The 23,365-nt window shown below is 70.9% G+C and carries 21 protein-coding genes and 2 pseudogenes; 7 read left to right on the top strand and 16 right to left on the bottom strand.

From position 1 onward, the window contains the following. Positions 1–341: 341 nt before the first annotated feature. Together MDN94_RS34675 and MDN94_RS34680 are read right to left on the bottom strand one after the other, a co-directional pair. Positions 342–746 (bottom strand): ASCH domain-containing protein, encoded by a 405-nt coding sequence (locus MDN94_RS34675; protein ID WP_482729777.1) that lies wholly within the window; start codon positions 744–746, stop codon positions 342–344. 145 nt (positions 747–891) lie between these two features. Continuing rightward, entirely contained in the window at positions 892–1,314 is a 423-nt protein-coding gene (locus tag MDN94_RS34680) for a DUF1707 SHOCT-like domain-containing protein (RefSeq protein ID WP_482729778.1), read from the bottom strand. Between the two features lie 84 nt (positions 1,315–1,398). Here MDN94_RS34680 and MDN94_RS34685 point away from each other — a divergent pair, with 84 nt between their 5' ends. Next, positions 1,399–1,974 (top strand): TetR/AcrR family transcriptional regulator, encoded by a 576-nt coding sequence (locus tag MDN94_RS34685; protein WP_482729779.1) that lies wholly within the window; start codon positions 1,399–1,401, stop codon positions 1,972–1,974. Positions 1,975–2,734: 760 nt separating this feature from the next. Here the strand turns inward: MDN94_RS34685 and MDN94_RS34690 are convergent. Together MDN94_RS34690 and MDN94_RS34695 are read right to left on the bottom strand one after the other, a co-directional pair. Continuing rightward, positions 2,735–4,324: an ABC transporter substrate-binding protein gene (locus MDN94_RS34690; protein ID WP_482729780.1), complete on the bottom strand. Its 1,590-nt coding sequence runs from the start codon at positions 4,322–4,324 to the stop codon at positions 2,735–2,737. Between the two features lie 426 nt (positions 4,325–4,750). Next, positions 4,751–5,019, bottom strand: a pseudogene (locus tag MDN94_RS34695) (hypothetical protein). Here MDN94_RS34695 and MDN94_RS34700 point away from each other — a divergent pair. Beyond that, positions 4,995–5,249: a hypothetical protein gene (locus MDN94_RS34700; RefSeq protein WP_482729863.1), complete on the top strand. Its 255-nt coding sequence runs from the start codon at positions 4,995–4,997 to the stop codon at positions 5,247–5,249. The pseudogene MDN94_RS34695 and the gene MDN94_RS34700 overlap by 25 nt on opposite strands. A gap of 197 nt (positions 5,250–5,446) precedes the next feature. After that, positions 5,447–5,725: a hypothetical protein gene (locus tag MDN94_RS34705; RefSeq protein ID WP_482729781.1), complete on the top strand. Its 279-nt coding sequence runs from the start codon at positions 5,447–5,449 to the stop codon at positions 5,723–5,725. A gap of 150 nt (positions 5,726–5,875) precedes the next feature. Here the strand turns inward: MDN94_RS34705 and MDN94_RS34710 are convergent, their stop codons facing one another. From MDN94_RS34710 to MDN94_RS34755, 10 genes are all read right to left on the bottom strand, one after another. Beyond that, the gene (locus MDN94_RS34710; RefSeq protein WP_482729782.1) at positions 5,876–6,547 is read right to left on the bottom strand and encodes a hypothetical protein; all 672 of its coding nucleotides are present in this window, start codon (positions 6,545–6,547) and stop codon (positions 5,876–5,878) included. Between the two features lie 275 nt (positions 6,548–6,822). Continuing rightward, positions 6,823–7,986: a YncE family protein gene (locus MDN94_RS34715; protein WP_482729783.1), complete on the bottom strand. Its 1,164-nt coding sequence runs from the start codon at positions 7,984–7,986 to the stop codon at positions 6,823–6,825. Then, a complete protein-coding gene (locus tag MDN94_RS34720) occupies positions 7,983–8,579 on the bottom strand; it encodes an ankyrin repeat domain-containing protein (protein WP_482729784.1) in 597 nt (198 codons plus the stop codon). Before MDN94_RS34720 ends, MDN94_RS34715 begins: the two co-directional genes overlap by 4 nt. Beyond that, positions 8,533–9,237 (bottom strand): hypothetical protein, encoded by a 705-nt coding sequence (locus MDN94_RS34725; RefSeq protein WP_482729785.1) that lies wholly within the window; start codon positions 9,235–9,237, stop codon positions 8,533–8,535. Before MDN94_RS34725 ends, MDN94_RS34720 begins: the two co-directional genes overlap by 47 nt. Positions 9,238–9,689: 452 nt before the next feature. Next, positions 9,690–11,087, bottom strand: a complete 1,398-nt coding sequence (locus tag MDN94_RS34730) for an alpha/beta hydrolase domain-containing protein (RefSeq protein WP_482729786.1) — start codon at positions 11,085–11,087, stop codon at positions 9,690–9,692. Between the two features lie 1,146 nt (positions 11,088–12,233). Next, positions 12,234–13,274, bottom strand: a complete 1,041-nt coding sequence (locus MDN94_RS34735) for an SPFH domain-containing protein (protein WP_482729787.1) — start codon at positions 13,272–13,274, stop codon at positions 12,234–12,236. Between the two features lie 3 nt (positions 13,275–13,277). Further along, positions 13,278–13,709 carry an NfeD family protein gene (locus tag MDN94_RS34740; protein WP_482729788.1) on the bottom strand — a complete coding sequence of 144 codons (432 nt, stop codon included), beginning with the start codon at positions 13,707–13,709 and terminating at the stop codon, positions 13,278–13,280. Positions 13,710–14,085: 376 nt separating this feature from the next. Continuing rightward, on the bottom strand, positions 14,086–14,526 hold the full coding sequence (locus MDN94_RS34745; protein WP_482729789.1) for a hypothetical protein: 441 nt from the start codon (positions 14,524–14,526) through the stop codon (positions 14,086–14,088). Between the two features lie 580 nt (positions 14,527–15,106). After that, complete coding sequence (locus tag MDN94_RS34750; protein ID WP_482729859.1) at positions 15,107–16,018, bottom strand: SDR family oxidoreductase; 912 nt, start codon at positions 16,016–16,018, stop codon at positions 15,107–15,109. A 122-nt stretch (positions 16,019–16,140) separates the two neighbouring features. Beyond that, positions 16,141–16,917: an SDR family oxidoreductase gene (locus MDN94_RS34755; RefSeq protein ID WP_482729790.1), complete on the bottom strand. Its 777-nt coding sequence runs from the start codon at positions 16,915–16,917 to the stop codon at positions 16,141–16,143. Between the two features lie 77 nt (positions 16,918–16,994). Between MDN94_RS34755 and MDN94_RS34760 the strand changes: the two genes are divergently transcribed. The 4 genes from MDN94_RS34760 to MDN94_RS34775 are packed head-to-tail and all read left to right on the top strand — an operon-like array spanning position 16,995 to position 20,504. After that, positions 16,995–17,750, top strand: a complete 756-nt coding sequence (locus tag MDN94_RS34760) for an enoyl-CoA hydratase family protein (RefSeq protein WP_482729791.1) — start codon at positions 16,995–16,997, stop codon at positions 17,748–17,750. Next, complete coding sequence (locus tag MDN94_RS34765; RefSeq protein ID WP_482729792.1) at positions 17,747–18,610, top strand: CoA transferase subunit A; 864 nt, start codon at positions 17,747–17,749, stop codon at positions 18,608–18,610. The genes MDN94_RS34760 and MDN94_RS34765 overlap by 4 nt, the downstream gene beginning before the upstream one ends. Next, complete coding sequence (locus MDN94_RS34770; RefSeq protein WP_482729793.1) at positions 18,607–19,374, top strand: CoA-transferase subunit beta; 768 nt, start codon at positions 18,607–18,609, stop codon at positions 19,372–19,374. The genes MDN94_RS34765 and MDN94_RS34770 overlap by 4 nt, the downstream gene beginning before the upstream one ends. Next, the gene (locus MDN94_RS34775) at positions 19,371–20,504 is read left to right on the top strand and encodes an NAD(P)H-dependent flavin oxidoreductase (RefSeq protein ID WP_482729794.1); all 1,134 of its coding nucleotides are present in this window, start codon (positions 19,371–19,373) and stop codon (positions 20,502–20,504) included. Before MDN94_RS34770 ends, MDN94_RS34775 begins: the two co-directional genes overlap by 4 nt. A 10-nt stretch (positions 20,505–20,514) precedes the next feature. Here the strand turns inward: MDN94_RS34775 and MDN94_RS34780 are convergent. Together MDN94_RS34780 and abc-f are read right to left on the bottom strand one after the other, a co-directional pair. Beyond that, positions 20,515–21,517: pseudogene (locus MDN94_RS34780) on the bottom strand (ATP-binding cassette domain-containing protein). Between the two features lie 78 nt (positions 21,518–21,595). After that, entirely contained in the window at positions 21,596–23,230 is a 1,635-nt protein-coding gene (gene abc-f / locus MDN94_RS34785; protein WP_482729795.1) for a ribosomal protection-like ABC-F family protein, read from the bottom strand. Between the last annotated feature and the right edge of the window lie 135 nt (positions 23,231–23,365).

Below are 23,365 nucleotides of genomic sequence, written 5' to 3' on the forward strand. Positions count from 1 at the left end.
ACTGCTGCGGGCGGCTCCACGAGCGAAGCAGCCCTGGGTCGGCTCCGGTGCTCACAGCGACCACAGCCGCGTGCCTGGAACGACGAACGGCCCTGGGGAGAAGAGGACCCAGGACCGTACCGTGGTCACCCGCCAGGGCTGGGCCACCGCTTGTGTCCCCCATAGATAAGCACGAGCCTCCCCTCCGCGCCGGCAACGACACCGCGTCCGGCGGCACATATCTGCGTGCCGACCGGCACGGCCGGGCAGCGCCGGGCAGCGCCGGGCGCACGCTTCCCGCCGTGCGCATCGCCGAGGAAGTGCGCGCATGGCACTCCACGGCTGGTACCGGTCCCCCCGGCTCAGGGAGCCGGGGGCGCGAGGGCGAAGCGGACACAGACGACCTGCGTGTCGTCGGTCACCGTGTGCGCCGCGCTCTGCCAGAAGTCGGCGTGCGCCTCGCGCCAGTGCGCGAGGCTCGTGAAGCCTTCACCCTCGGCCTGCGCGAAGTCCCATGTCACCGAGCGGAACGGGACGATCTCGACCGACTCGACGACCACCTCAGCGATGCGCTCATCGGCGTTGCCGATGAGCACCAGACGCTCGCCCGCGTACTCCGGCTCCTCGCCCTCCGCACGGTAGTCGGGCTCCAGAAGTCCCGCCGTCGCCCGCTTCGCCCCGGAGAGCACCAACGCGTTGAGCCGGTCACGCATTTCGCCGGGCGTGCCGAGATCGAGCGCCCGCAGTCCGTCGATTCGTGTCCACATGATCGCGAGCCTACGACGTGTCCGGCCGGACCAGCAGCCGCAGTGCGCACACGGCGACGGGCGCCCCGACCGCCTTCCGCTCGACGGGAGCTCCCGCGCGCGGGACGCTCGGACCGCGGCTCACCAGGACAATGCGGTCGCCGCCCTATTCACGGGCCTCGTCCGCATCACGCGGCCAGATGGCGACGGCGATCAGAACGGCCGCCCACACGCCCAGCGGGGTCAGCGGCCAGTAGGACGTCAGTTCCCCCTTCTGCGCACAGCGGACACCCCAGATCCCGGACATGATCACTGCCCCGCCGAGCCAGTAGCGCCACTCGGCCAGCCATTCCCTGAGGTCCTTGCGGTCCAGCTCCGCCCGGGTCGGCGACGGTGCGGGCAGGTCGGACGTGAGCACGGCCAGTTCATCGGCGGTACGCGCCCGCAGGGCGCTTTGCGAACGGACGGCATGCTCGTGCGGGTCGATACGTCCCTCGGCCAAGGCCGCCGCCAGCACAGCGAGCACGTCATCGCGGTCGTGGTCGGCGACCCGCACAGCAGTTCCGGGTGATTCCTGTCGGTGGTCCATCACTTTCCCCCTTCGGCGCTGTGGAGCGCCTGAACCGATGAGTTATAGAATACGATCGTATTCCTAAGACGGGAGTTGTGTCCCATGCCCAAGACCGTCGACAGGGCGGAACAGCGCCGGCAGATCGGCGCTGCCCTGCTCCAACTGGTCGCCGACCGCGGCCTCGACGAGGTCAGTGTGCGCACCGTGGCCGCAGCCGCCGGCCGTTCTCCCGGAGCCGTACAGAAGTACTTCCGCACCAAGGACGAGATGCTCACATTCGCCGCCGAACTGGCCGGCGAACGCATCGAGCGCCGCATGGCCGACGTGGACACCGCACTGCCGCTCCGCCACGCGCTGCTCGAACTGATTCTGACCACGCTCCCCGTGGACGCAGAGCGACGCGCAGAGGCCACCGTGCAACTGGCCTTCGCCGTCCATGCGGCGCACCACCCGCGCCTCGCCGAGATCCGCCGACAGGTCGACCAGGAGGTCCGCCAGGCACTCGTCACCTGGCTGGATTCGACGGGTCACCAGGCCCACGCGGTGGCCGTCGCCGACACCGTCATCGCACTGTCCGACGGCCTGGCACTGCGCATGCTGTACTCCCCGCAGGAGTGCGAGCACCTGCTCACCGTCCTGGGCCGAGCGCTGGACACGCTGGTCCCGGCGCATGAGTGACAAGCCGTCACACTGCCCGAAGGCAGCTGGTTCTCGACCGGCCCTCGGTACTGTCGTACCGCTCGAGCCGTTTCCGATGCCCGTGGCGCCGACAGAAGTGATCACGCCGGCACAGTCCACCAACTTCTTGTTGTGCGATGCCGCCGGCGCGGAGATGCTGCTGACATGTCACGCGCTGGACCACGTGGCGACAGGGATTTCGTGGCTTCTGCTCGGGGAAACGAAGTCCTTGCGTGGCGTGTGATCGAGCAGGAGGGCCCCGTACTTTCGCCAGCAGCATGCCTGGACTGACCTGTTCGTGAACACCCCACCCTGTCGAGCACGCTCGCCTGGCCCGCGCCCCCAAACGCTTACCGTCCCCCGGCCGCCGCCGGCTCGTCCGGTGAATCGGCAGAGGACCAAGCCGCGGCGCACGGTTGCCGCAGGGGCCGCGGGCAGTGCCTGCACGCCGTCCCCGGTCCGGCCGACTGCCCTACGCGGCGCGGCGACACTTCGAGCGCCGGAGTGTCCACCCTCAGCTACCTGCCCCTTGACCGGGCGGCTCCGCTGGCCGGCCGGACGCTCGATCCTGAGGTGGCAACGACAGCAGCGGCCCCTCCGCCGGGAGGAGCCGCAGCCATGGTCAGTCGGTACCGCCGGTCAACGTCGGCGGTGCGCACCCGGGCCGTCACGGACGCCGTGCTCGGCGGACTGCGGACCGGGTGCGGACGGCTGAGCGGCGCGACCCGCGAAAGTGCAGGTCAAACCGCCTAGAGAGATGTCAGGCCTTCTTGATCTCCCAGAAGCGAAAGACGGTCGACGCATCCAGGGTCCACTCCAGACCTGTGATGTTGCGGTAGGCGACCGCGTACTGCTTGCCCTGCCAGAGCGGCAGGATGGGCAGTTCCTCCGCGACGAGATCCTGGAGTTCCCCGTACTGCTGCTCGGTGGCGGCCCGGTCGGCGACGGCGGCGGCCCGGGGGAGGATCGAGCCGGTGATCCTCGTGTTCTGGTAGTGGTTGCCGAGGACGTTGTCCCGGCCGAAGAAGGGCTGTGTGAAGTTTTCGGGGTCGGGGTAGTCGGGGATCCAGCCCTTCGCGTAGACGCCGTACTTCCCGGCCGTGATGTCCTTCTCGTACTGCTCGAATCCGACCGACCGGACAGTCGCATCGAACAGGGCGCTCTCGTTGAGCTGCTGGGCGATCGCCTTGAACTCCTGGTCGGTGGCGGGGCCGTAGCGGCTCGGCGTGGACCAGAGGGTGAGCTTCACCTTGTCGTTGATACCTGCCGAGCGCAGTGCCTGCCTCGCCCGCTCCGGCTGCGGAGTGCCGCCGTACATGTCGAAATAGGCGGTGTTGTGGCCTGTGATGCCGGCCGGGACGATCGAGTACAGCGGGGTTGCCGTGGACTGGTAGACGTCCCGGACCAGGGCGTCGCGGTCGATGAGATATGCGATGGCCTTGCGTACGCCGAGCTTGCCGACGACCGGGTCGTTGAGGTTGAAGACGAGGTGCTGCACCTCTGCGCTGGTGCCCTCGATGACCTCGATCCCCTGGGCGTCGGCCGACGCCGAGCCCTGCAGCCCGAATATGTCGTCCGCAGTCAGTCCTCGGTAGGCGATGTCGACCCGCCCCTCGCCGAGCGCCGATGCCAGCGCCTTCTGGTCACTGTGGAAGAGCTTGAGGACGATGCCCGAGTTCTGCACCTTGGCGGTGCCCTGGTATCCGGAGTTGAGCGAGAAGACCGCCTCGTCCTTGCCGTACGAGTCGAGCTTGTACGGCCCCGAGCCTACTGCCTTGCCGTCGGTGCGCAGCGCGTCGGCATCGTACTCACGGTGGTCGACGATGGAGCCGGCGCCCGAGGCGATCTTGCTCGGAAAGGTGGCGTCGGGGGCGTTGAGCCGGAAGACGACCGTCTTCTCGTCCGGGGTCTCGATCTTGTCGATGGTGGAGAGCAGAGGCAAGGGTCCCGCCTCGCTGGCGATCTTCCGCACACGTTCGAAGGAGAATTTCACATCCTCCGACGTCAGAGTGTTGCCGTTGCTGAATGTCAGACCGTCGCGGAGTGTGCAGCGGTATACGGTGCTGCCACCCTCGTCGAAGGTGCAGCGCTCGGCCGCCTCGGGCTGTGGGGTGGAGCTGCCCTTGGGGAAGCTGAGCAGCGACTGGAAGACGTTGTTGAACAGCAGCCAGGAACCGGGGTCGTAGCCTGCCGCCGGATCGGTCGCAAGGATCTCGTCCGACATTCCTATGACCAGCGAGTCGCTGCCGTCGGAACCGGCACCGCCCTCCTGGTTGCCGCAGCCGCTCAACAGGCCGGCCGCCAGCCCCGCCGCGAGCGGGATGGTCAGCCACTTGTTACGTGCCTTCACAGAACCGTGCCTCTGATCTCTTGTGCCATAGGGCGGTGATATGCCCCGCCGAATGCTACAAGTCGGACGCGAGTGCTTCGGCCGTCCGGTCCGGACGAAGAACGTACGCACGACCTGGGAGGCGCCCTGCCTGTCGACGGAAGTCCTGCCGGTGGCGAATGGGCCGGGCAGGTCGTGCTCGGCGGGGCCGATGTCCGCTCCCCGAGACCCGCCGTGGCGGCCACGGCAGCGGCATCGGGGTCGGTGGTGCCGGCACCGGCCGTGGAGGGACCGGGTTCGGTGGCCGCACTGGCGGACGCAGGAAGGTCGGGCGCCTGCTCGCCCGGTGTCCGGCCGTTGTTCGGCTCCAGCGGAGCGTGATGACCCACATCGGCCACGGAAGGCGAAAGGGACCGCCGAGACCGGGCCTTTGGGAAGCGCGGGCGGTCAGCCCTTGGTCAGGTCGCCCGCGATGTGGTCGGTGCTGGTGGCGGCGACGTCGTGTTCGTGGCGGGTGGTGTCGCGGCGGACGATCTCGTATCCGCCGTTTTCCAGGACGGCAAGGGAGCGAACCAGACAGGGTCGTCCTGGCCGGGTTGGATGACGACAAAGGTGTTGTCCGTGTCGTTGAGGTCGTCGATCAGCATGAACAGGGCGTCCTCGGACAGGTCCAAAGGAAGATGCCAGCGACGTGAGGTCCGCCAGACAGATGGCACTGCGCGAGGCCCAGGCCGAGATCGACCGGAGCCGGCAGGAGGACCTCGAATCGCTCCTCGCGGCAGGGCCGCTTCGCCACGGGCCCCGATGCGGCGGCCAGGGCGTCCGCCTCCTTTCCCTGGTGGACGGGCCGAGCCCCCGCGTCGTCCTCGGCCAGCACGGCGTGGACGGCGGCACAGCGCTGGACACGGCGCGGTCCGTGGCCGCGCGATTGGTGGAGCGCACGTGATCAGGCGACTGCCGAGACCTCTTCCGGTGGGCAGCGGGCGGGGCCGCGGTCGACCGGGCGGCTCCGCGCTGTGCCCATGGCGCAGCGCCTCGACGAGCTCCCACGCGGCCGGCTGAGTACCTGCGTTCTCTCTCGCCGTTGCGGGTGCCGAGGGGCCGGTGCGTCTCGGAGTTCACGAAGCGGTCCGCTGTGCACGCGTGGCAGCGTTCGACCACACTGGCCAGGTGAAGAAGTTGCCTCGTGTGGAGTGCCCGCGTTGCGGCCGTGCGATCGCGGCCGGGCCTGTCGCCGGCCGGATGTCGAAGGGCCGGTTGTGGCGGCATGACGCACCCGGCGCGCGTCGCGACGCTGAAGGTGTCCTGGTGTCCTGCGCCGATTCGCTGACCATCGTGGATCTGCCGCTTCCAAGCGTCCAGCTCGAGATCGAGATCGACGTGCCCGCACTGGCGCCCGACGACGAGATGGCTCTGTTTTGATCAGCCGTCGTGCCGCACAGCCCCGCGCGCGAATGCGGGCTGATCAGCGACGACTGCGCCGGACCTCCCCGTGCCCGCAGCGAACCGGAGTTCTCCCGACAGGAGTTGCCCTGGCCGGCGGTCAGGCGCTGCCCCTCTCGTCTCCGGCTCCTACCAGTCGACGTGAGCGCTGATCCATTTGGCCAAGCCGTCGTCGTCCCCTTCAGGGGGCAGCTCGGACGCGCAGCCAAGAGGGGTGTAGGACAGCTGGAGGTGGGTGAGGTAGCCGTAGGGTCCATTGTCGGACGCCGGCCCCAGAACGAGAGCGTGGGTGTGTGTACGCCAGACGCGGTATGTGAGCGCGGGCGCGGACTCCAGCACCGCCGCGGCTGACAGGATCGTCCGCTCAGGGGCTGTGCCGACGTGTTCGGTCACCGCCTGCGTCGCCTGAGCCAGGATGCCCTCGCAGTCCTCGGTCCCGCAAGCTCGGCGGCCGATCCAGCCGGGCAACTGCTGCCAGCCGTCCATGAGGCGGTACAGCCATGGACCGTTGGTCATGTTCTCGTCTTCGGCGTCCACCGGGTAGAGCTCGCCGAAGACGAGGAAGTGCCGGGCGTCGGGACAGCCGAACGGGACGTAGGTGTCGGTGCACAGGACGTGTGCGTGACTGGTGCGGATGGAGTCGCAGACCAGCTCGTGCTCCCAGCTCCACCCTCGCTGCCGCATCTCCGCGTCGAGTGCTTCGTCGTCGGGGGGCGTCGGTACGGCTGGTAGAGCGACCAGTTCGGCGACCGCCGCTGCGGTCAACGGCCGGTGAGCGAGGGCGTGTACGGATATCGGCATGGGGAGCACTGTAGAAGCGGTACCAGGCTGGACACAGACGCGCGTTACCCGCTCGGCGTCCGGGGATCCCCGACGGCGATCCAGCCGATGGGCAAGACGGTGCCGGCTGCACGGACGTGGTCAGCGCCGGTCCGGCCGGCGCACCGTACTCGCCGGAACGGCGTGAAGATCACCGTGGTCATCCCTTCGAGCCGGTTCGTCGAGCGGCTGTGCGAGGCACCGGCTCGCCGCCGGACAGGGGCGGTCGGCCACCGTAGTCCCATCCGGTGACGGCACTAGAGAACGACGATGCCCAACGGCCGCTCCCCAGCGGCCAGTCGGCGGGTGTCGCCGGTGTCGAGGTCGACGACGGTCATGCCGTTCCAGTAGCCGTCGCGGGTGAAGCCACCGGTGACGTAAGCGGTGCGCTGGTCCGCGGAGACGGCGACGTACTCGTGAGGACCCTCCAGTGGAATCACCTTCTCCTTGTCGTCCTTCGTACGGACGGTCAGTGACGGGCCCCCGCCCTCGGAGGGGTCGATCGGACCCGTGCCGACGGCCAGGAGTGTGCCACTGGGGGTGACGGTGACGCCGTGCTGGTGGGTGTTGGCTGTCATCGGTTCGATGGTCGAGCGGCCGGTTTCCGGGTCGAGCACGATGAGCCTCTCGCCCTCGAACGGCAGCAGCAGCTTGCCGTCCGAAGGGCGCACGGCCGCGTAGTGCGGCTTCAGCCAGGAGCCGAGCCCGCCCTCGGTGCCGTACGGCGCGACCTCGATGCGGCGGACGTCGTTCGAGCGCGCGTCGACGACCGTGACGTCGAAGGAGTCGTGGCCGGTCGCGTAGACCTCTCGGCCGTCGCGTGAGACGTCCACGTCGAAAGGCCGCCGGCCCACCTCGGTCGTGTCCGTGACTTGACGGGTGTTGGTGTCGATGGTCTCCAGGGTCCCGTGGGCGGAGGGCACGTTGACGCCGACGTAGACGTGCTTTCCGTCGGGAGCGAGGGCGATGCCCATGCCGCCGCCGCGGTAGTCGCCGTCGGTGGCCGGGCCCAGGTTCTTCGTCCCGTACGGGATCAGGTCCAGGCGCTCGCGCCGGTGCGTGTCGACGACGGCGACACCCTCGCCGGTAGCGACCCAGGCGCGGCCGTCCTCGCCGACGACCAGGCCGTAGGGTGCCTCACCGACCGTCACCGAGTCGACCGGGCCCTGGTCCGGGTCGACGAACGTGACGGTGTCGGCACCGAAGTCGGCGACCAGGAGGGTGCCTTCGGGGGTTCTGCCGGTCGGCCCGGGACCGGGCGTCGCGGGCGCCGACGCCGAACTCTCCTGCTTGGTAGCCCCGTCCGGGGTCTCGCCGGCGGTCACGCAGCCGGCGAGCAGGGCGGCGGATGCGAGCGCCAGGGCGCCGCCGCGGGCGGCGCGTCCCGTGGCGCGACGCCCCAGGGCCGTGGGGCGCCTCACCGTACGGCCCTCAGCAGACCCGCTATGTCTTGGAAACCGCGGCGCTCCGCGTGCTCCAGGGCGGTGCTGCCGTCGCCGTCGGGCAGATCCGGGGTGGCGCCCGCGGTGATGAGCAGTTCCACGATCTCCTGGTGTGTGCGGCCGCCGTCGCCGAGGATCACGGCCTCGAGTAGGGCGGTCCAGCCGAGCCGGTTGACGTGGTCGACGTCGATGTCGGTCTCGCGCAGCAGCGCCCGTACGTAGTCGACGTGGCCGCGCTCGGCGGCGGGGATGAGGGAGATGCCACCGAAGCGGTTGGTGACCTTCAGGTCGGGGTGGGCCGGGAACAGCGCCCGCATCATGGCGACGCTGCCGGTGACGCCGGTGACCAGCCACGGGCTGTCGTCGCGGTCGTCCTGGGCGTCCGGGTCGGCGCCGGCGGCGACGAGTGCCTCGGCGGCGGCGACGTGGTCATGGAGGGCGGCGAGCAACAGCGGCGTGCGCTTGTTCGGGTCGCGGGCCTCCGTCTCGGCGCCTGCGGCGAGGGCGGCCCTTACGGCGTCGGCGTCACCGAACGCGGCGGCGTCGAGCAGAGCGCGGTTGTGCGGATTCATGGCGGCTTTCCTGGTGGCGGTCGGCTCCCCGGGCAGGGGAAGTCCGGCCAGGGTCGATCGGGTCCTGTACATCCCGGCCGCGGTGACCGCGGCGAGGTGGATCCGGTGAAGGTGGCTGGGACACCGGTCGGCGGTGCTTGTCGAGGAGGCTCGGCTTGCCCGGTGGTTCCCGGTTCCCGGCGTCCCGCTCTACATCGATCCTGGGCGCGGGACCGGTCCCGCCCCCTCGACGGACCGGCTGGAGGCGGCGCGCCGAGCGGCGGATGTCGGGGTCATCCGATCGGTTGACCCCGCGAGGCCCGTCGGGACGGTCGGCACCATGCCGGACAGAGAACCGACCCGGGCGACCACGCGCGCGACCGGTTGGCCGGACTCCTCGCCGGGTCCTGTTGGCAGGGCTGGTCAGGATGCCTGGCGGGCTCCGGCAACGGACGAATGCGGTGGGTCCTGTTCGGACCTGTTCTGCTTCGGGTGTGCCATGGCCGCGGTCCGGCTGCTCACCAGGTGCTGCGCCACCAGCCTCGAGCCGCGGTACGTCCCGTTCGGCGATGGCGTCGCAGAGTTCCTCGTGTTCCCGCGCGATGGCCAGCCGGTCGTCGTGCCGGCCCAGCAGCCGGCGCAACCTGCTGAGCAGGCCGGGTTCGAGTTCGGTCAGCAACTCGCTGGCGGCCAGCGAGGCGACCGTCAGATGGAAGTCCGCCGCCGCACGCCGGCGCGCACCGCGTCACCGGCGCGAGCGGCTTAGAGTCCGCGTCGAGGTCGGCGATGTCGCTGGGGGTGAACTCCGGTACGAGCGCCCAGGACCGCGACCGCGGCGTCAGCAGGCCCTCGGCCACGAGCGCCCGCAGGGCAGGTCCGGCAGCAGGGCCCGACACGTTGTAGCGGGACGCCGGAACGGGGACAGGGCAGGCCCTGGAACCAGGCCGCTGGGCGTTCCCCTTGCCTCGCCGGCTCCCGGGCCGGCGGCGGGTTCAGCGTGTGCACACCGGCAGACCGGATCGCGCGCATCCACGCGGGATCCGGCCTGCGGCTTCCTGTGACGGTTCTCGGCACCGGGCAGGGCAGCCGGTGTCCGCACCGTGTCGCCGGCCGGGTGAGGGCCGGCGGGGTTCAGCGTGCGGTGCAGGGTTGGATCGCCACGAACTGGGCGTAGTGGTCGCGGTAGGTCTCGGTGAACGTCGAAGGAGGGCACAGTTGGGCGCGGCGGCGCATGTCGTCGGCGTCCTCCCGCAGGATGAAGCCGGCTCTCCGGTAGTCCCGGAGTTTGTCGGCGAAGGCTCTGAGGTAGGCGCGGTGGCTGCTGAAGCCGAGTTGCTCCACCGTGCGCACGTTGTCGTAACTGCCGATGAAGCCGGCGATGTAGCGGGCCTCGCCGAGTTCGACGAACGGCAGCCGGGGCACGCGCCGGCCGGTGCGATCCTCGGTGATGGCGTTGCCGTTGGCGTCCCGGACGATGCCGCCGCCCTCGGTGCGCAGCTGGGTGCTCGTCGGCGGCGGTGATCCCTTGCGGACCCAGGCGTGGCCCTGGAGGAAGTGTGCGCGCAGCGCGGGCACGAAGCCGGCCGGTGTGGATCCCCTGACCGGGAACGGCACGTTCAGCGGCGCGTCGAGCGGATCCGGAATGTGCGGGCTTCCCGCGACGACGTAGTAGCGGTACCGCTTGGGGACGACGCCGCGGTCGGTCAGGTTCGTCGAATCGTCGGCCTCCGAGTTCACGATGAGGACCTTGCCTTTGTAGCGGCCCGCTGCGATGTCTGCCTGGGGGTCGAAGCCTTCCGTGGTGACGGGCAGCACCATGTCGAAAGCGCGCGTGGCGTCACCGGAACTGACGAGGCGAAGGAGCGGGTACGAGCTGTCGGAGAAGCCGGTGCCGTAGCGCCGGTGCACTGTTCCGACCAGCGGGCGCGCGTCGGAAGCGCGGGAGGAGAGCGCCTTCGAGAAGTCCGCGATGATCTCGTCGTCGACCCTCGCGCCGTCCTCTTCGAACCCGCCGTCGATGAATGTGCCGGGCACCGACGGGTCGAGGATGCGGTTGCCGAGTGTGCTCCAGCCGACGCCGGCGTGCACGAATCCCTGCCGGAAGAGGAAGTCCCTGCGCAGGTAGACGTCGAGCATGCCGAGTCCGACCACGAAGTGCGGCGGCTCGACGAGAGCGGTGCCGTTGTTGTGGTGGGGGTCGGCCGGAGCGCTGATCCGGTAGGGCACTCGGAACCGCCCGGTCGATGTCTCGCCCTCGAACACACCGTCGTACTGGACGTAGCGGATTCCACCGAACTTCCCGAGGGGCGTGGCCACGGGGGTGCCGAGCCGGTCCTCGGCCTCGCCCGGCGGCGTGCTCACGACAGCTTGGGGAGCCTGGGCGGGCAGGGAGGTGTCGGGAGAGGTTTGGGTGGCGGAAGCCGGAAGGGCGGGCGACAGGGCGGCCAGCAGCAGCGCACCCACCTGGAGGACACGCGCTCGCCCGCGGCCCGGAGCGGGATCATTGTCTCGGAAACACAGCCTGAACATCGGGGTACTCCTCCGTCTGCGCCGGGGAGCACTCGTTCGGTGCACTGGCGCTGGAGTCAGCCGATCACTTGCTGTCCGCGTCGGCCTTCCGGCGTGGCCCGAAAGAGCGAGCCGCGCTCTTCACGCGGCGGTTCTGAAGGCGCGGCAACGGCAGGCGGGAGGTGCCGGTCGTCGACGTCGCGATCGTGGTTGGGCGCGACCGCAACGCGTGCGCCGGCACGGGTGTTCGGGCAGCGCCGTCCGGTCGACGGGCGACTTCGCCGGCCCGGTGGCGCACTGCGCGGCGTCTGCGTGGTCGAACAGCTCGTCGTACCGGCGATCGATGCGCAGAGAAGTCGTTCTGGAAGCAGGGCACTTGATTCTGGAATCCGTGGAGGGCGCACGCGCCCGGTGCTCCCCCACCGACTCGCTCTCCGCAGGTTGGTGAGCGTGTGGCTGGACGGCGACAGTGGCGGATCGTGGGCGGCCGCCCGGGCCTGTGGTCCGGCCAGGGGCTGACGGCGCGGGGGTCCTCCGCTGAGGGGCCCCGTGCGGTGCGCTCCCTGGGATGCTGGATCTTGACGAAGAGTGGAAGAGTGTCTGTCCGTCCGGGGGGCTGGTGACTCCGGTGACTCGGCGCCGCGCGGGGTGGGGTAGCGGCGGGCCTTCGCGGTCGTGGGGTCGGCGGCCGGCAGGGCGTCGTTCCGGCCGTGCGGTGGACGTCGGCGGGACCGCTGAGGGCGTGGCCCGAGACGCCGGTGGAGATCCAGAGCGTTCCGTCCGTGCCGAAGCACGGTCTCCGCCGATGGACAGGCCACGGCGGGGCAGTCGCCCGTGGCCCGGTGCGAAGCCCTCGGCGACTCGGTACATGACCACTGATCGCCGCCGGCCGGCACTGCTCCTCAAACGCCGCGACGACACCTACCGCAGCCTTTGGGTGGGAGCACCGGGACGAGAACGCCAACGCCATCCCCGACATCCACGAGCCCGACCGCGGCCGGGACGGCGGCTGAAGGCCGCGCCGCACGTCGGGCGAGCGCTCTCCTGTGGCTTCCCGGACGGGCGGCCGCCTCGGGCGTGACGCCGTGGACCGGCCCGCCGAAGTCCGGTCATACCTGGACAGCCGGGGCCCTGATCGCGGACCTGTTCGAGCGGTGCTGCCGGCCGTCAGCGAGGGCCGGGTGGGTGGAGGCCTTCGGAAGCGCCATCCGCCTTCGCTGCGTCGGCGAGGGCCTCGGCAGCCGCCTCCGCGGCCCGTGCCGCGTCGTCGGCAGCGGCATCGCCGGCGGCCTTGTCGTCGGAGGTCTTCTCCCGGGTCGCCGGCGACTGGGGCAGCGCTTCGCCGAAAGCACGGGCCACACCATGGAGCGCGGAGGTGACCTCGCTGGGGATCATCCAGAAGGTGCTGCCCTGGCCCTGAGCGAGCTGGGGCAGCGTCTGCAGGTACTGGTAGGCCAGCAGTTTGGGGTCGGGATCGTTGCGATGCACAGCCTGGAACACCTCGTCGATGGCTCGCGACTGGCCCTCGGCCTTGAGGATCTCGGCGGTACGGTTGCCTTCCGCGCGAAGGACGGCGGACTGCTTGTCGCCCTCAGCGGTGAGGATCTGTGCCTGGCGCTGTCCTTCTGCGCCGAGGATCGCGGCCCGCTTGTCGCGCTCGGCCCGCATCTGCTTCTCCATGGCGTCCTTGATGGACTGCGGGGGGTCGATGGCCTTGATCTCCACCCGGTTGACCCTCAGCCCCCACTTGCCGGTTGCCTCGTCCAGCACGCCACGAAGCTGGTTGTTGATGGTGTCACGCGAGGTGAGGGTCTTCTCCAGGTCCATCGACCCGACCACATTGCGCAGAGTGGTGACGGTGAGCTGCTCGACCGCCTGCAGGAAGTTGGCGATCTCATAGGCAGCCGCCCGTGGGTCGGTGACCTGGAAGTAGATCACGGTGTCGATCTCGACGACCAGGTTGTCCTCAGTGATGACCGGTTGCGGTCTGAAGGACACCACCTGTTCCCGCAGGTCGATCGGTGGATGGACGCGGTCGATGTAGGGGACGACGACGTTGAGACCGGGTTGCAGGGTGCGATGGTAGCGGCCGAGCCGTTCGACATTGCGTGCGCGCGCCTGGGGCACGATGCGCACGGCCCGCACCACGGTGAAGACGGCGAAGAGCGCGACGAGCAGGCCGGCGACGAGGAGCGCCGAGACTTCCATGTTTCACTCCCGGGGGTGGACGAGCGCGGTGGCGCCGCTGATCTCGATGACGTCGACGGTCGTTCCGGAAGGGATCACCAGCGTCTCGTCATAGGGGCGGGCCGTCCACTCCTCGCCGCCGATGCGCACCCTGCCGCCCAGGGCCGTCACCTCCGAGACCACATAAGCGGCCCTGCCGACCAGAGCGTCCACGCCGAACCGCGCCGCCTGCGGCCGACGCACGTGACGCAACGCGAGGGGGCGCACGAACAGCAGGCTGACCGTGGCGACAGCGGTGAACACCAGGAACTGCCACGGCAGCGGAAGTCCGACGGCGGCGAATCCCGCCGTGACCAATGCCGCTCCACCCAGCATTCCGAGGGCTGCGGTGAGTGTGAAGATCTCCGCCACAGCCAACACCGCTGCGATGATCAACCAGATGAGCCACAGCTCCATCAGCAGCCCTCCTGACGAGTGCGGGTGTTCGAAGGGACGATCCGTTGCCCCTTGGCCGCGTCATGGCGGGTGAGCGAGCGGCACTCGAATCAACTTTGCCGCTTTAGGATTATTTTACCCGTTCTGGGTGGTTGGCTTCTTTCGATGGGACGGGTCCGGCCCTTGATCGTGACGGCCGCATGCGGCGCGCCGGGTTCTGAGTCGGTGCCGGCGTCGCGCGTGCGCTGAAGGGGCGACGGGCGGCCCGAGTGGAGTTGCTGCGTCGGAGAGCGGACGGGCATGGCCGACCGGGCTCGCCCGGCGCACCGGTGGTGGGGGACGAGGGCGGGCTCCCCGCCGCTCCGCGCACCGTCACCGACCGGAGCGGCGTGGTGGCTCACTTCGGTGTCGCCGGATCCCGTGCCGGCTCTCCGCCGGTCTCCAGGCCGTACGCCCCGTCGCGGAACGCGAAGACCGACGGCGTGACGTCGCCCTCCTCTCGCATGTATCCGCCGTATCCGGAGCCTTCGACGTGGGGCGCCAGGAGGTTCAGGACCGTGACCAGCTCACCTATGTCGTCGTCCAGCCAGCGGTTACGGGTGAACAGTCCCCAGGCATCCTGGTTCCCGCGGCACTGTCGCTGGAGGGACGCGGATTCCCCACCCGGCAGACGGCTGTCCGGACTCGGGACGAGCAGCGGGTACGGGTGCTCGTCCGCATCGAGGTGCGACGGACGGTCCGTGCTCTCGCCTGTGTGCCACCGCAGCGCGGCGAGGACCGGTTCGGGTGTCGCGTCCCGGAGGAAACAGGCGAAGACCACTTCGTAGTACAGGCTCACGCACGCATTGTCCGACGCGGCTCTGACACCCGTTCTCTCACGGCAGCATGCGGACGTGACTGGCCCCTCCTGCGCAGCGGACGCTGGGCCGACCGGCGCTCCGGTCCACCGGACTGTCAAGGTCCGTGGTACGTCGCAGCCGTGGGCGCGGGCGAGGGCTACGACGGCTCGGCCGCGGACGCTCGCCCCACCGGGCGTCCAGTCCGACGCGTGGCGGCCGGCGCAGGAGCGGAAGCGGTTCAGGATCGGAGGTTTCTCTCCGCCGGGCGGGCCGCGTCCTCATGCAGAGCGAGTTCGAGCAGGACGGGGTCGTTGAAGGTCCCTGTCCCGTCGGGCGGTACGAGCCGGCGCATTCCGCCTGCCGCCCGTCCAGGACGGGGGACGACGATCCATGTTCCCGCACCTGCCGGGCGTGTTCCGGTCACGACCCAGTGCTCCGCCGTGCCGCGGGGCACGAAGAGTCCGGTGCGGGTTCCGCCCAGATCAGCAAGGACGGGGCCCGGCGCTTCGACGCCGTGGGCCGGCACGCCGAATGCCGGATTACCGATTCTGCTCGGGGCGACGGCGGGTACGGCGGCGGCTACCTCGCCCCGTACACGGGTTGGGGAGCCACGGCCGCGGCCAGCAGTTTCAGGGCGGTCCGGCCCGCCTCGGCCGGGGTCCGGCGGGCGCCGTTGTCCGCGGTGGGACCCGGCCGCCAGCCCTCCATGACGGTGATCCGGCCGGCCTCGGCCTCGAAGACCCGGCCGGTCACCCCCGCAGAGTCGGAGGAACCCAGCCAGACGACGAGCGGGGAGACGTTCTCCGGGGCCATGGCGTCGAACGTGCCGTCACCGGGGGCGGTCATGGTGTCGGCGAAGCTCTGCTCGGTCATCCGGGTGCGGGCGGCCGGGGCGATCGCGTTGACCTGAACGCCGTAGCGCGCCGTCTCCGCCGAGGCGACGAGTGTCAGCCCGACGATCCCGGCCTTCGCGGCGGCGTAGTTGCCCTGGCCGACGCTGCCGAGCAGGCCGGCCCCGGAGCTGGTGTTGATCACGCGGGCCTCGGGTGTACGGCCGGCCTTCGTCTCGGCGCGCCAGTGCGCGACGGCGTGCTTGAGCGGCAGGAAGTGGCCTTTGAGGTGGACCCGCATGACGGCGTCCCAGTCGTCCTCGTCCAGGTTGACGAGCATGCGGTCGCGCAGGAACCCGGCGTTGTTGACGAGGGTGTCGAGGCGGCCGAAGGTGTCCAGAGCGGTGGTGACGAGCGAGGCCGCGCCGTCGGTGGTGGCGATGTCCCCGTCGTGGGCGACCGCCTCCCCGCCGAGTGCGCGGATCTCGTCGACGACGTGCTGGGCGGGGCCGCAGGCCCGTCCCGTGCCGTCGAGGCCGACGCCGAGGTCGTTGACGACGACCTTCGCCCCCTCGGCGGCGAAGGCGAGGGCGTGCGCACGGCCCAGCCCGCGGCCGGCCCCGGTGACGACGGCGACGCGCCCCGCGCAGATTCCGGTGATCATGGCTGTGTCCTTTCGGTGAGCTTGTCCTGCTGCCGCCTGGCCAGGTGCGCGGACTACACGACAGCGATGGCGAGACGGCGACCGCGGTCGCTTGACGCACGCCTCGCCCCTGGCGGGCGTCAGTTGTTGACCGTGGCGGCGCCGAGAAACGCGGGGCGTTCACCTCCGCCGTGGACGTGCAGGGCGGCGCCGCTGATGTAGGCGGCGCGGTCGGAGGCGAGGAAGACGCAGGCGTCGCCGATTTCGGCGGGGTCGGCGAGCCGGCCGAGCGGCACGGTGCGGCCGACGGCGGCGATGCCGGCCTCGTCCCCGTAGTGCAGATGGGCCCGTTCGGTGCGGACCATGCCGAGGACGAGCGTGTTGACCCGGACCCGGGGCGCCCATTCGACGGCCATGGAGCGGGCGAGGTTCTCCAGGCCCGCTTTGGCGGCTCCGTACGCCGCGGTCCCCGGGGACGGGCGGGTGCCGCTGACGCTGCCGACCATCACGATCGACCCGCCCCTGTCCTGACGGTGCATCACCTTGTAGGCGGCGAGTGAGGCGGTCAGCGGCGCGACGAGGTTCAACTCGACGACGCGGGCGTGGTCTTCGGCACCGCCGTCGTCGAGCATCCGGAACGGCGTCCCCCCGGCATTGTTGACCAGGGTGTCCAGCCGCCCGTAGTCGCTCCGCACCCGTTCGAAGAATCTGCCGATTCCGTCCGGGTCGCGGAGGTCGACCGGGACGAAGCGGGCCGTGCGCCCGGCCGCCTCGACAGGCCTCTCCGGTGCCCGTCGCGCGCAGGTCACGACCTGCGCACCGGCTTCGAGCAGGGCGCGCGCGACACCCGCGCCGACGCCCCGGGTTCCGCCGGTGACGACGGCGACGGAACCGGACAGGTCGGTGATCGCTGCCAATTGACACCTCCCGTAGCGAGGGATCCACTGCTACCTTCGCCTAACAAACGTTTGGTGGGAAGGTAGCTGATGTGCCCATGGGTGTCTCCACCTCCGCCGCGCAAGAGGGCATCGCCGTCATCACCGTGGACTTCCCCCCGGTCAACGCCCTTCCCGTACAGGGCTGGTACGACTTGGCCGCCGAGGTGCGCGCCGCCGGGGCCGACCCGACGGTGCGCTGCGTGGTACTGACGGCCGCGGGCCGCGGTTTCAACGCGGGCGTCGACATCAAGGAGATGCAGCGCTCGGCCGGGTACGACGCCCTGATCGGCGCCAACCGCGGCTGCTACGAGGCGTTCGCCGCGGTCTACGACTGCGAGGTCCCGGTGGTCGCCGCCGTGCACGGGTTCTGCCTGGGCGGCGGCATCGGCCTCGTCGGCAACGCCGACGCCATCGTCGCCGCCGACGACGCGACATTCGGACTGCCCGAACTGGACCGGGGCGCGCTCGGCGCGGCGACCCACCTCGCCCGGCTGGTCCCCCAGCACCTGATGCGGGCGCTGTACTACACCTCGCGCACCGTCACCGCCCAGGAGCTGCACCGGCACGGCTCGGTGTGGCGGGTCGTCCCGCGAGAGCGTCTCCACCACGCCGTGCTCGATCTGGCGCGGGAGATCGCCGCCAAGGACGGCTCCCTGATCCGCCTCGCGAAGGCCGCGATCAACGGGATCGACCCCGTGGACGTCCGCCGCAGCTACCGCTTCGAACAAGGCTTCACCTTCGAGGCCAACCTCGGCGGCGTGGCCGACCGCCACCGTGAAGCGTTCGTCTCGTCCAAGGAGGAGGAACGGTGAGCGACAAGACGATGACCGCCGAGGAGGTGGCCGGCCGTCTCGAGAGCGGGATGACCATCGGCATCGGCGGCTGGGGCTCGCGGCGCAAGCCGATGGCTCTGGTGCGCGCGCTGCTGCGCTCGGACGTCACCGATCTGACCGTCGTGTCCTACGGCGGCCCCGACGTCGGGTTGCTCGCCGCCGCCGGGAAGATACGCAAACTGGTCGCGGCATTCGCCACTCTCGATTCCGTCCCCCTCGAACCGCACTTCGGGGCGGCACGGCAGCGCGCCGCGTTCGAGATGGTGGAGCTGGACGAGGCCATGGTCATGTGGGGCCTCACCGCCGCCGCTCAGCGGCTGCCCTTCATGCCGGTCCGGTCCGGTCTCGCCTCCGACGTGATGAACGTCAACCCGTCGCTGCGCACGGTCACCTCCCCGTACTCGGACGGCGAGGAGCTGGTCGCGGTCCCGGCGCTGCGGCTGGACGCCGCGCTCGTCCACCTCAACCGGGCCGATGCGCAGGGCAACGCCCAGTACCTGGGCCCGGACCCGTACTTCGACGATCTGTTCTGCGAGGCCGCCGACGCGGCGTACGTCTCCTGCGAGCGCATCGTCGAGACGGCCGACTTGCTCAAGGACTCGGGTCCGCAGTCGCTGCTGGTCAAGCGCGCGTTCGTGAACGGCGTCGTCGAGGCCCCGAACGGCGCGCACTTCACCTCCTGCGTCCCCGACCACGACCGGGACGAGGCGTTCCAGCGGGCCTACGCCGGGGCGGCGCGCGACCCCGAGGCCTGGCATGCCTTCGGCGAGCGGTTCCTGTCGGGCGACGAGGACGCGTACCGGGCCGCGGTGGCAGCCTTCCACGAGGAGCAGGCATGAGCGGGGGGACGACGGCGACGCGGGCCGAGTACTGCGTGGTGGCGTGCGCCGAGGCATGGCGGGGCGCGGGCGAGGTCCTGGCCGCCCCGATGGGCACCGTCCCCACGATCGGCGCCCGGCTCGCGAAGCTCACCTTCTCCCCCGATCTGCTGCTGACGGACGGGGAAGCGCTGCTCGTCGGCGACGTACCGGCGGTCGGCGCCGAGGCACAGGTGGTGGAGGGCTGGTTGCCCTACCGGCAGCACCTGGCCCTGGTCGCCACCGGCCGACGGCACGTGATGATGGGCGCGAGCCAGCTCGACCGGCACGGCAACCAGAACATCTCCTGCATCGGCGACTGGGCCCGGCCGAAGAAACAGCTGCTGGGCGTGCGGGGCGCCCCCGTCAACACCCTGAACAACCCGACGAGTTACTGGGTTCCTCGGCACTCCCCCAGGGTCTTCGTCGAGCGGGTCGACATGGTGTCCGGGGTCGGCTACGACCGCGCCGCAGCGGCCGGCCCCGCCGCGACCCGCTTCCACCGCGTCCCTGACGTCATCACCGACCTGGGTGTGTTCGACTTCGAGACACCGGACCGGACGATGCGCCTGCGTTCGCTGCACCCCGGCGTCACGGTCGAGCAGGTCGCCCGGGCCACCGGCTTCGCGCTCACCGTCCCGGACGGCGTCTTGTACACGCGCGAGCCCACCGCCGAGGAGCTGCGGCTGATCCGGGAGGTCGTCGACCCGGCGGCGCTGCGCGATCGGGAGGTGCCTGCCTCATGAGCGACGCCACGATCAGGACCCCGCTCACCGAACTGGCCGGTGTCCGGCACCCGGTCGTGCAAACGGGCATGGGCTGGGTGGCCGGCCCCCGTCTGGTCTCGGCCGCCGCCGACGCGGGTGCGCTGGGGATCCTCGCCTCGGCCACCATGAGCCCGGACCGGCTCCGCTCGGCCGTACGCGAGGTCAAGTCCCGTACGGACGCGCCGTTCGGGGTCAATCTGCGGGCGGACGCGGCGGACGCGGCCGAGCGGGTACGGATCATCGCCGACGAGGGCGTCGCGGTCGCCTCGTTCGCGCTCGCGCCCTCCCGGGAGCTGATCGCGCGGCTGAAGGACGCGGGGGTCGTCGTCATCCCGTCCATCGGCGCCCGGCGGCACGCCGAGAAGGTCGCCGCGTGGGGCGCCGACGCGGTGGTGGTACAGGGCGCGGAGGGCGGCGGGCACACCGGAAGCGTCGCCACCACCGTTCTGCTCCCCCAGGTCGTGGACGCCGTCGACATCCCGGTCATCGCCGCCGGCGGCTTCCGTGACGGGCGCGGTCTCGTCGCGGCGCTGGCGTTGGGCGCCGCCGGAATCGCCATGGGCACCCGTTTTCTGCTGACCTCCGACAGCACCGTCCCCGACGCGGTCAAGGCCAGATACCTGGCCGCGGCCGTCGAAGACGTCACCGTCACCACCAAGGTGGACGGCCTGCCCCACCGGATGCTGCGCACCGAGCTGGTCGACGCGCTGGAACGCTCGGGCCGGACCGCCTCGCTGCTGCGGGCGGCCCGCCACGCCGCGGCCTTCCGGCGCGAGAGCGGCATTGGCTGGGCTCGGATGGTGCGCGACGGCCTGGCGATGAGGCACGGCAGGCAGCTGTCCTGGAGCCAGGTGCTGCTGGCCGCCAACACCCCCATGATGCTGAAGGCCTCGATGGTCGAAGGTCGCGCCGACGCCGGTGTGATGGCGGCCGGCCAGGTCGCGGGGCTGATCGACGACCTGCCGTCCTGCGCCGAACTCGTGGAGTCCGTGATGACCGAGGCGCACGCCGTCCTCCGCTCCCTGCCCCTCGCGGGCACCGGCGCACGCGTGAAGCGGACGGAGCGCACTGCCGGGACCGGGACGGACAGCCCTGTCGAACTCCCATGAACGGCTCCTTTCACGCCGATCCGCCGACCGGGCCACCCTGTCCTCCGCGTCTTCGGCCCGGAGCGACAACGCCGCCCCAGGCCGTGTCCGCGGCGGCGGGTCCCGGTCCGAGGCGGAATTCGCGGCCCTGCCACCGTCGCCGCAGCCAGCGGTCGCGGCTCGCCACGACGATCGCGCCGGGGCCCGGACCCAGGGCGGCCTCCAGTTCGTCGCACAGCCGCGGGGAGAGGTGGTTGGTGGGCTCGTCGAGCAGCAGCAGCAGCTGCGGCGGGTGGGCCACCAGGAGGGCCAGCGCGAGCCGTCGGCGCTGCCCCACCGACAGCTGCCCCACCGGCTTGTCAAGGTCGGCCTCGCGCATCAGGCCGAGCGAGCCGAGCGGCACCTTCTCGGCCCGCTGCGCGCCCAGCGCCAGCTCGTAGGTGTCCCGGACCGTGCGGTCGGGCCGCTCGAACGCGGTGTCCTGGGCGAGGAGCCCCGTCGTCAGCCCGCGCCGCCGGTGCACCTCGCCCTCGGCCGGGAGACGTCCGGCGAGCACGGCGAGCAGCGTCGACTTGCCCGCCCCGTTGCCGCCCGTGATCAGCAGCCTTTCCGTCGCCGAGACCTTCAGGCCGTCCAGCGCGAGTCGGCCGGGCACCCGCACGTCGAGGAGGGACACCAGGGGCTCCGGGCCCTCCTAGGCGGTCGTGGCCGGTTCCGCGACCGCGAACCGCAGCGGGCGCGGTGGCTCGGCGACCTGGATGCGCTCCAGTTCCTCGCACCGCGGCGATGGTCGAGTCGGCGTCGTACGGCATCTCCTGGTGGAGGAAGCCGAGGCCGGGCAGGCGGGTGACGCTTCCCGCGTCGGGTTCGTCGACGCCGGCGAGGACGCGCAGCAGCGTGGACTTGCCGACGCCGTTCTCCCCGATCAGGCCGATGCGGCGGCCCGGGGCGGCGGTCAGGGAGACTCCGTCGAGGACGCGACGGCCGCCCAGGATGCGGACGAGGTTGTGGGCGAGCAGAGCGGGCCGGGGCATGGGGATCCGTCCGATGTGAGCGGTGTTTCGGCCCGCGGGGCGCAACCTCGGACGCGGGCCACTGCGCACGGCGGTGGATCACACCGCCGGGGCTCCCGTCTCCGTGAGCTTTCCGTCTGCCAACCGCAGCCGGCGGTTCACGCCGATCTCGGCGAGGAACCGCTCGTCGTGGCTGACCACGATGAAGGCGCCCTTGTAGGAGTTGAGGGCGCTCTCCAGTTGGCCCGCGCTGACCAGGTCGAGGTTGTTGGTCGGCTCGTCCAGGAGCAGCAGATGCGGGGCCGGTTCGGCGCACAGCACGCAGGCCAGAGTGGCGCGCAGCCGTTCGCCGCCGGAGAGCACGCCGGCGGGCAGGTGCGCCCGCGCGCCCCGGAACAGGAAGCGGGCGAGCAGGTTCATCCGCTCCGCCTCGGGTCGCTCGGGGGCGAACGCGGCGAAGTTCTCCGCCACGGTGCGGTTCAGGTCCAGCAGGTCCAAGCGCTGCGAGAGATAGGCGATCCGGCCGTCGCTGCGCTTGATCTCCCCTCTGTACGGGGCGAGTTCGCCGGTGATCAGCCGCATCAGGGTGGTCTTTCCGGCGCCGTTGGGGCCGGTCAGCGCGATGCGCTCGGGGCCCCGGACGGTCAGGTCGACACCGCCCGCGGCGAACACGGCCTTGTCCCCGAGGCGCACCTGCATCCCCTCGCCGAGGAAGAGGTTGCGGCCGGCCGGTACCCAGGTGTCGGGCAGGTCCAGGGTGATGCGCTGCTCGTCGCGCAGTGCGCGTCCGGCCTCGTCGAGGCGGGCCCTGGCCTCGCCGACCCGTGAGGCGTGCATCTGACCGGCCCGGCCCGCGGACTCCTGCGCGCCCCGCTTCATGTTGCCGGCGAAGATCTTGGGCAGGCCGGCGTTCTTGAGGTTGCGGGAGGCGTTGCTCAAGCGCCGCTCGGCGCGCTCACGGGCCTGCTGCATCTCCCGCTTCTCCCGCTTCAGTTCCTGTTCGGCGTTGCGGACGTTCTTCTCCGCGACCTCCTGCTCCGCGCGTACGGCCTCCTCGTACGCGGTGAAGTTGCCGCCGTAGGAACGCACTTCGTGGCTGCCGAGCTCGACGATGCGCTCCATTCGGTCGAGCAGTGCGCGGTCGTGACTGACCAGCAGCAGGCACCCGTTGAAGTCGGACAGCACGTCGTAGAGCTTGTGCCGGGCCTGCAGATCGAGGTTGTTGGTGGGCTCGTCGAGCAGCAGCACGTCGGGGCGCTCGAGCAGCTGGGCGGCGAGGCCGAGCGAGACGACCTGGCCGCCGCTGAGCGTGCTCAGGCCGCGGTCCAGCGTGAGTTCGGTGAGGCCCAGGCGGTCGAGTTGGGCGCGGGTGCGTTCCTCGATGTCCCAGTCGTCGCCGATGGTGGTGAAGTGCTCCTCGCTGACGTCCCCGGACTCCACGGCGTCCAGGGCGCGGATCACGGCGGCGACGCCGAGCACCTCGGCGACCGTGAGGTTGCCGGTCAGGGGGAGGCTCTGCGGGAGGTGGCCGAGTGTGCCGCCGACGGACACCGAGCCGGTGGTGGGCTTCAGTTCGCCGGCGATCAGTCGGAGCAGGGTGCTCTTGCCGGAGCCGTTGGGAGCGACCAGCCCCGTGCGCCCGGTGGTGATGGTGAAGGACAGGTCGTGGAAGACCGGGGTGTCGTCGGGCCAGGCGAAGGAGAGGTTCGAGCAGACGACGGCTGCGTCGGACATGGAAGCGACCTCGAAGGAACTGAGGGCAGAGCTTGGACCTCTGCCCTGGGCAGACGTGGGAAAAGGGGAACGACGAAACGGACCACGTCGGCAGCGCTCCTGAGCGCCGGCCGGTGGCCGTCAGATCCGGATCTC

The organism is Streptomyces sp. WAC00040, from assembly GCF_056835925.1.

Excerpts from the sequence above, each read along its gene's own strand:
- MDN94_RS34720 (WP_482729784.1), bottom strand. The coding sequence starts at position 8,579 with ATGAATCCGCACAACCGCGCTCTGCTCGACGCCGCCGCGTTCGGTGAC.
- MDN94_RS34710 (WP_482729782.1), bottom strand. The coding sequence starts at position 6,547 with ATGCCGATATCCGTACACGCCCTCGCTCACCGGCCGTTGACCGCAGCG.
- MDN94_RS34730 (WP_482729786.1), bottom strand. The coding sequence starts at position 11,087 with ATGTTCAGGCTGTGTTTCCGAGACAATGATCCCGCTCCGGGCCGCGGG.
- MDN94_RS34685 (WP_482729779.1), top strand. The coding sequence starts at position 1,399 with ATGCCCAAGACCGTCGACAGGGCGGAACAGCGCCGGCAGATCGGCGCT.
- MDN94_RS34675 (WP_482729777.1), bottom strand. The coding sequence starts at position 746 with ATGTGGACACGAATCGACGGACTGCGGGCGCTCGATCTCGGCACGCCC.
- MDN94_RS34735 (WP_482729787.1), bottom strand. The coding sequence starts at position 13,274 with ATGGAAGTCTCGGCGCTCCTCGTCGCCGGCCTGCTCGTCGCGCTCTTC.
- MDN94_RS34760 (WP_482729791.1), top strand. The coding sequence starts at position 16,995 with ATGGGTGTCTCCACCTCCGCCGCGCAAGAGGGCATCGCCGTCATCACC.
- MDN94_RS34775 (WP_482729794.1), top strand. The coding sequence starts at position 19,371 with ATGAGCGACGCCACGATCAGGACCCCGCTCACCGAACTGGCCGGTGTC.
- MDN94_RS34770 (WP_482729793.1), top strand. The coding sequence starts at position 18,607 with ATGAGCGGGGGGACGACGGCGACGCGGGCCGAGTACTGCGTGGTGGCG.
- abc-f (WP_482729795.1), bottom strand. The coding sequence starts at position 23,230 with ATGTCCGACGCAGCCGTCGTCTGCTCGAACCTCTCCTTCGCCTGGCCC.
- MDN94_RS34740 (WP_482729788.1), bottom strand. The coding sequence starts at position 13,709 with ATGGAGCTGTGGCTCATCTGGTTGATCATCGCAGCGGTGTTGGCTGTG.
- MDN94_RS34680 (WP_482729778.1), bottom strand. The coding sequence starts at position 1,314 with ATGGACCACCGACAGGAATCACCCGGAACTGCTGTGCGGGTCGCCGAC.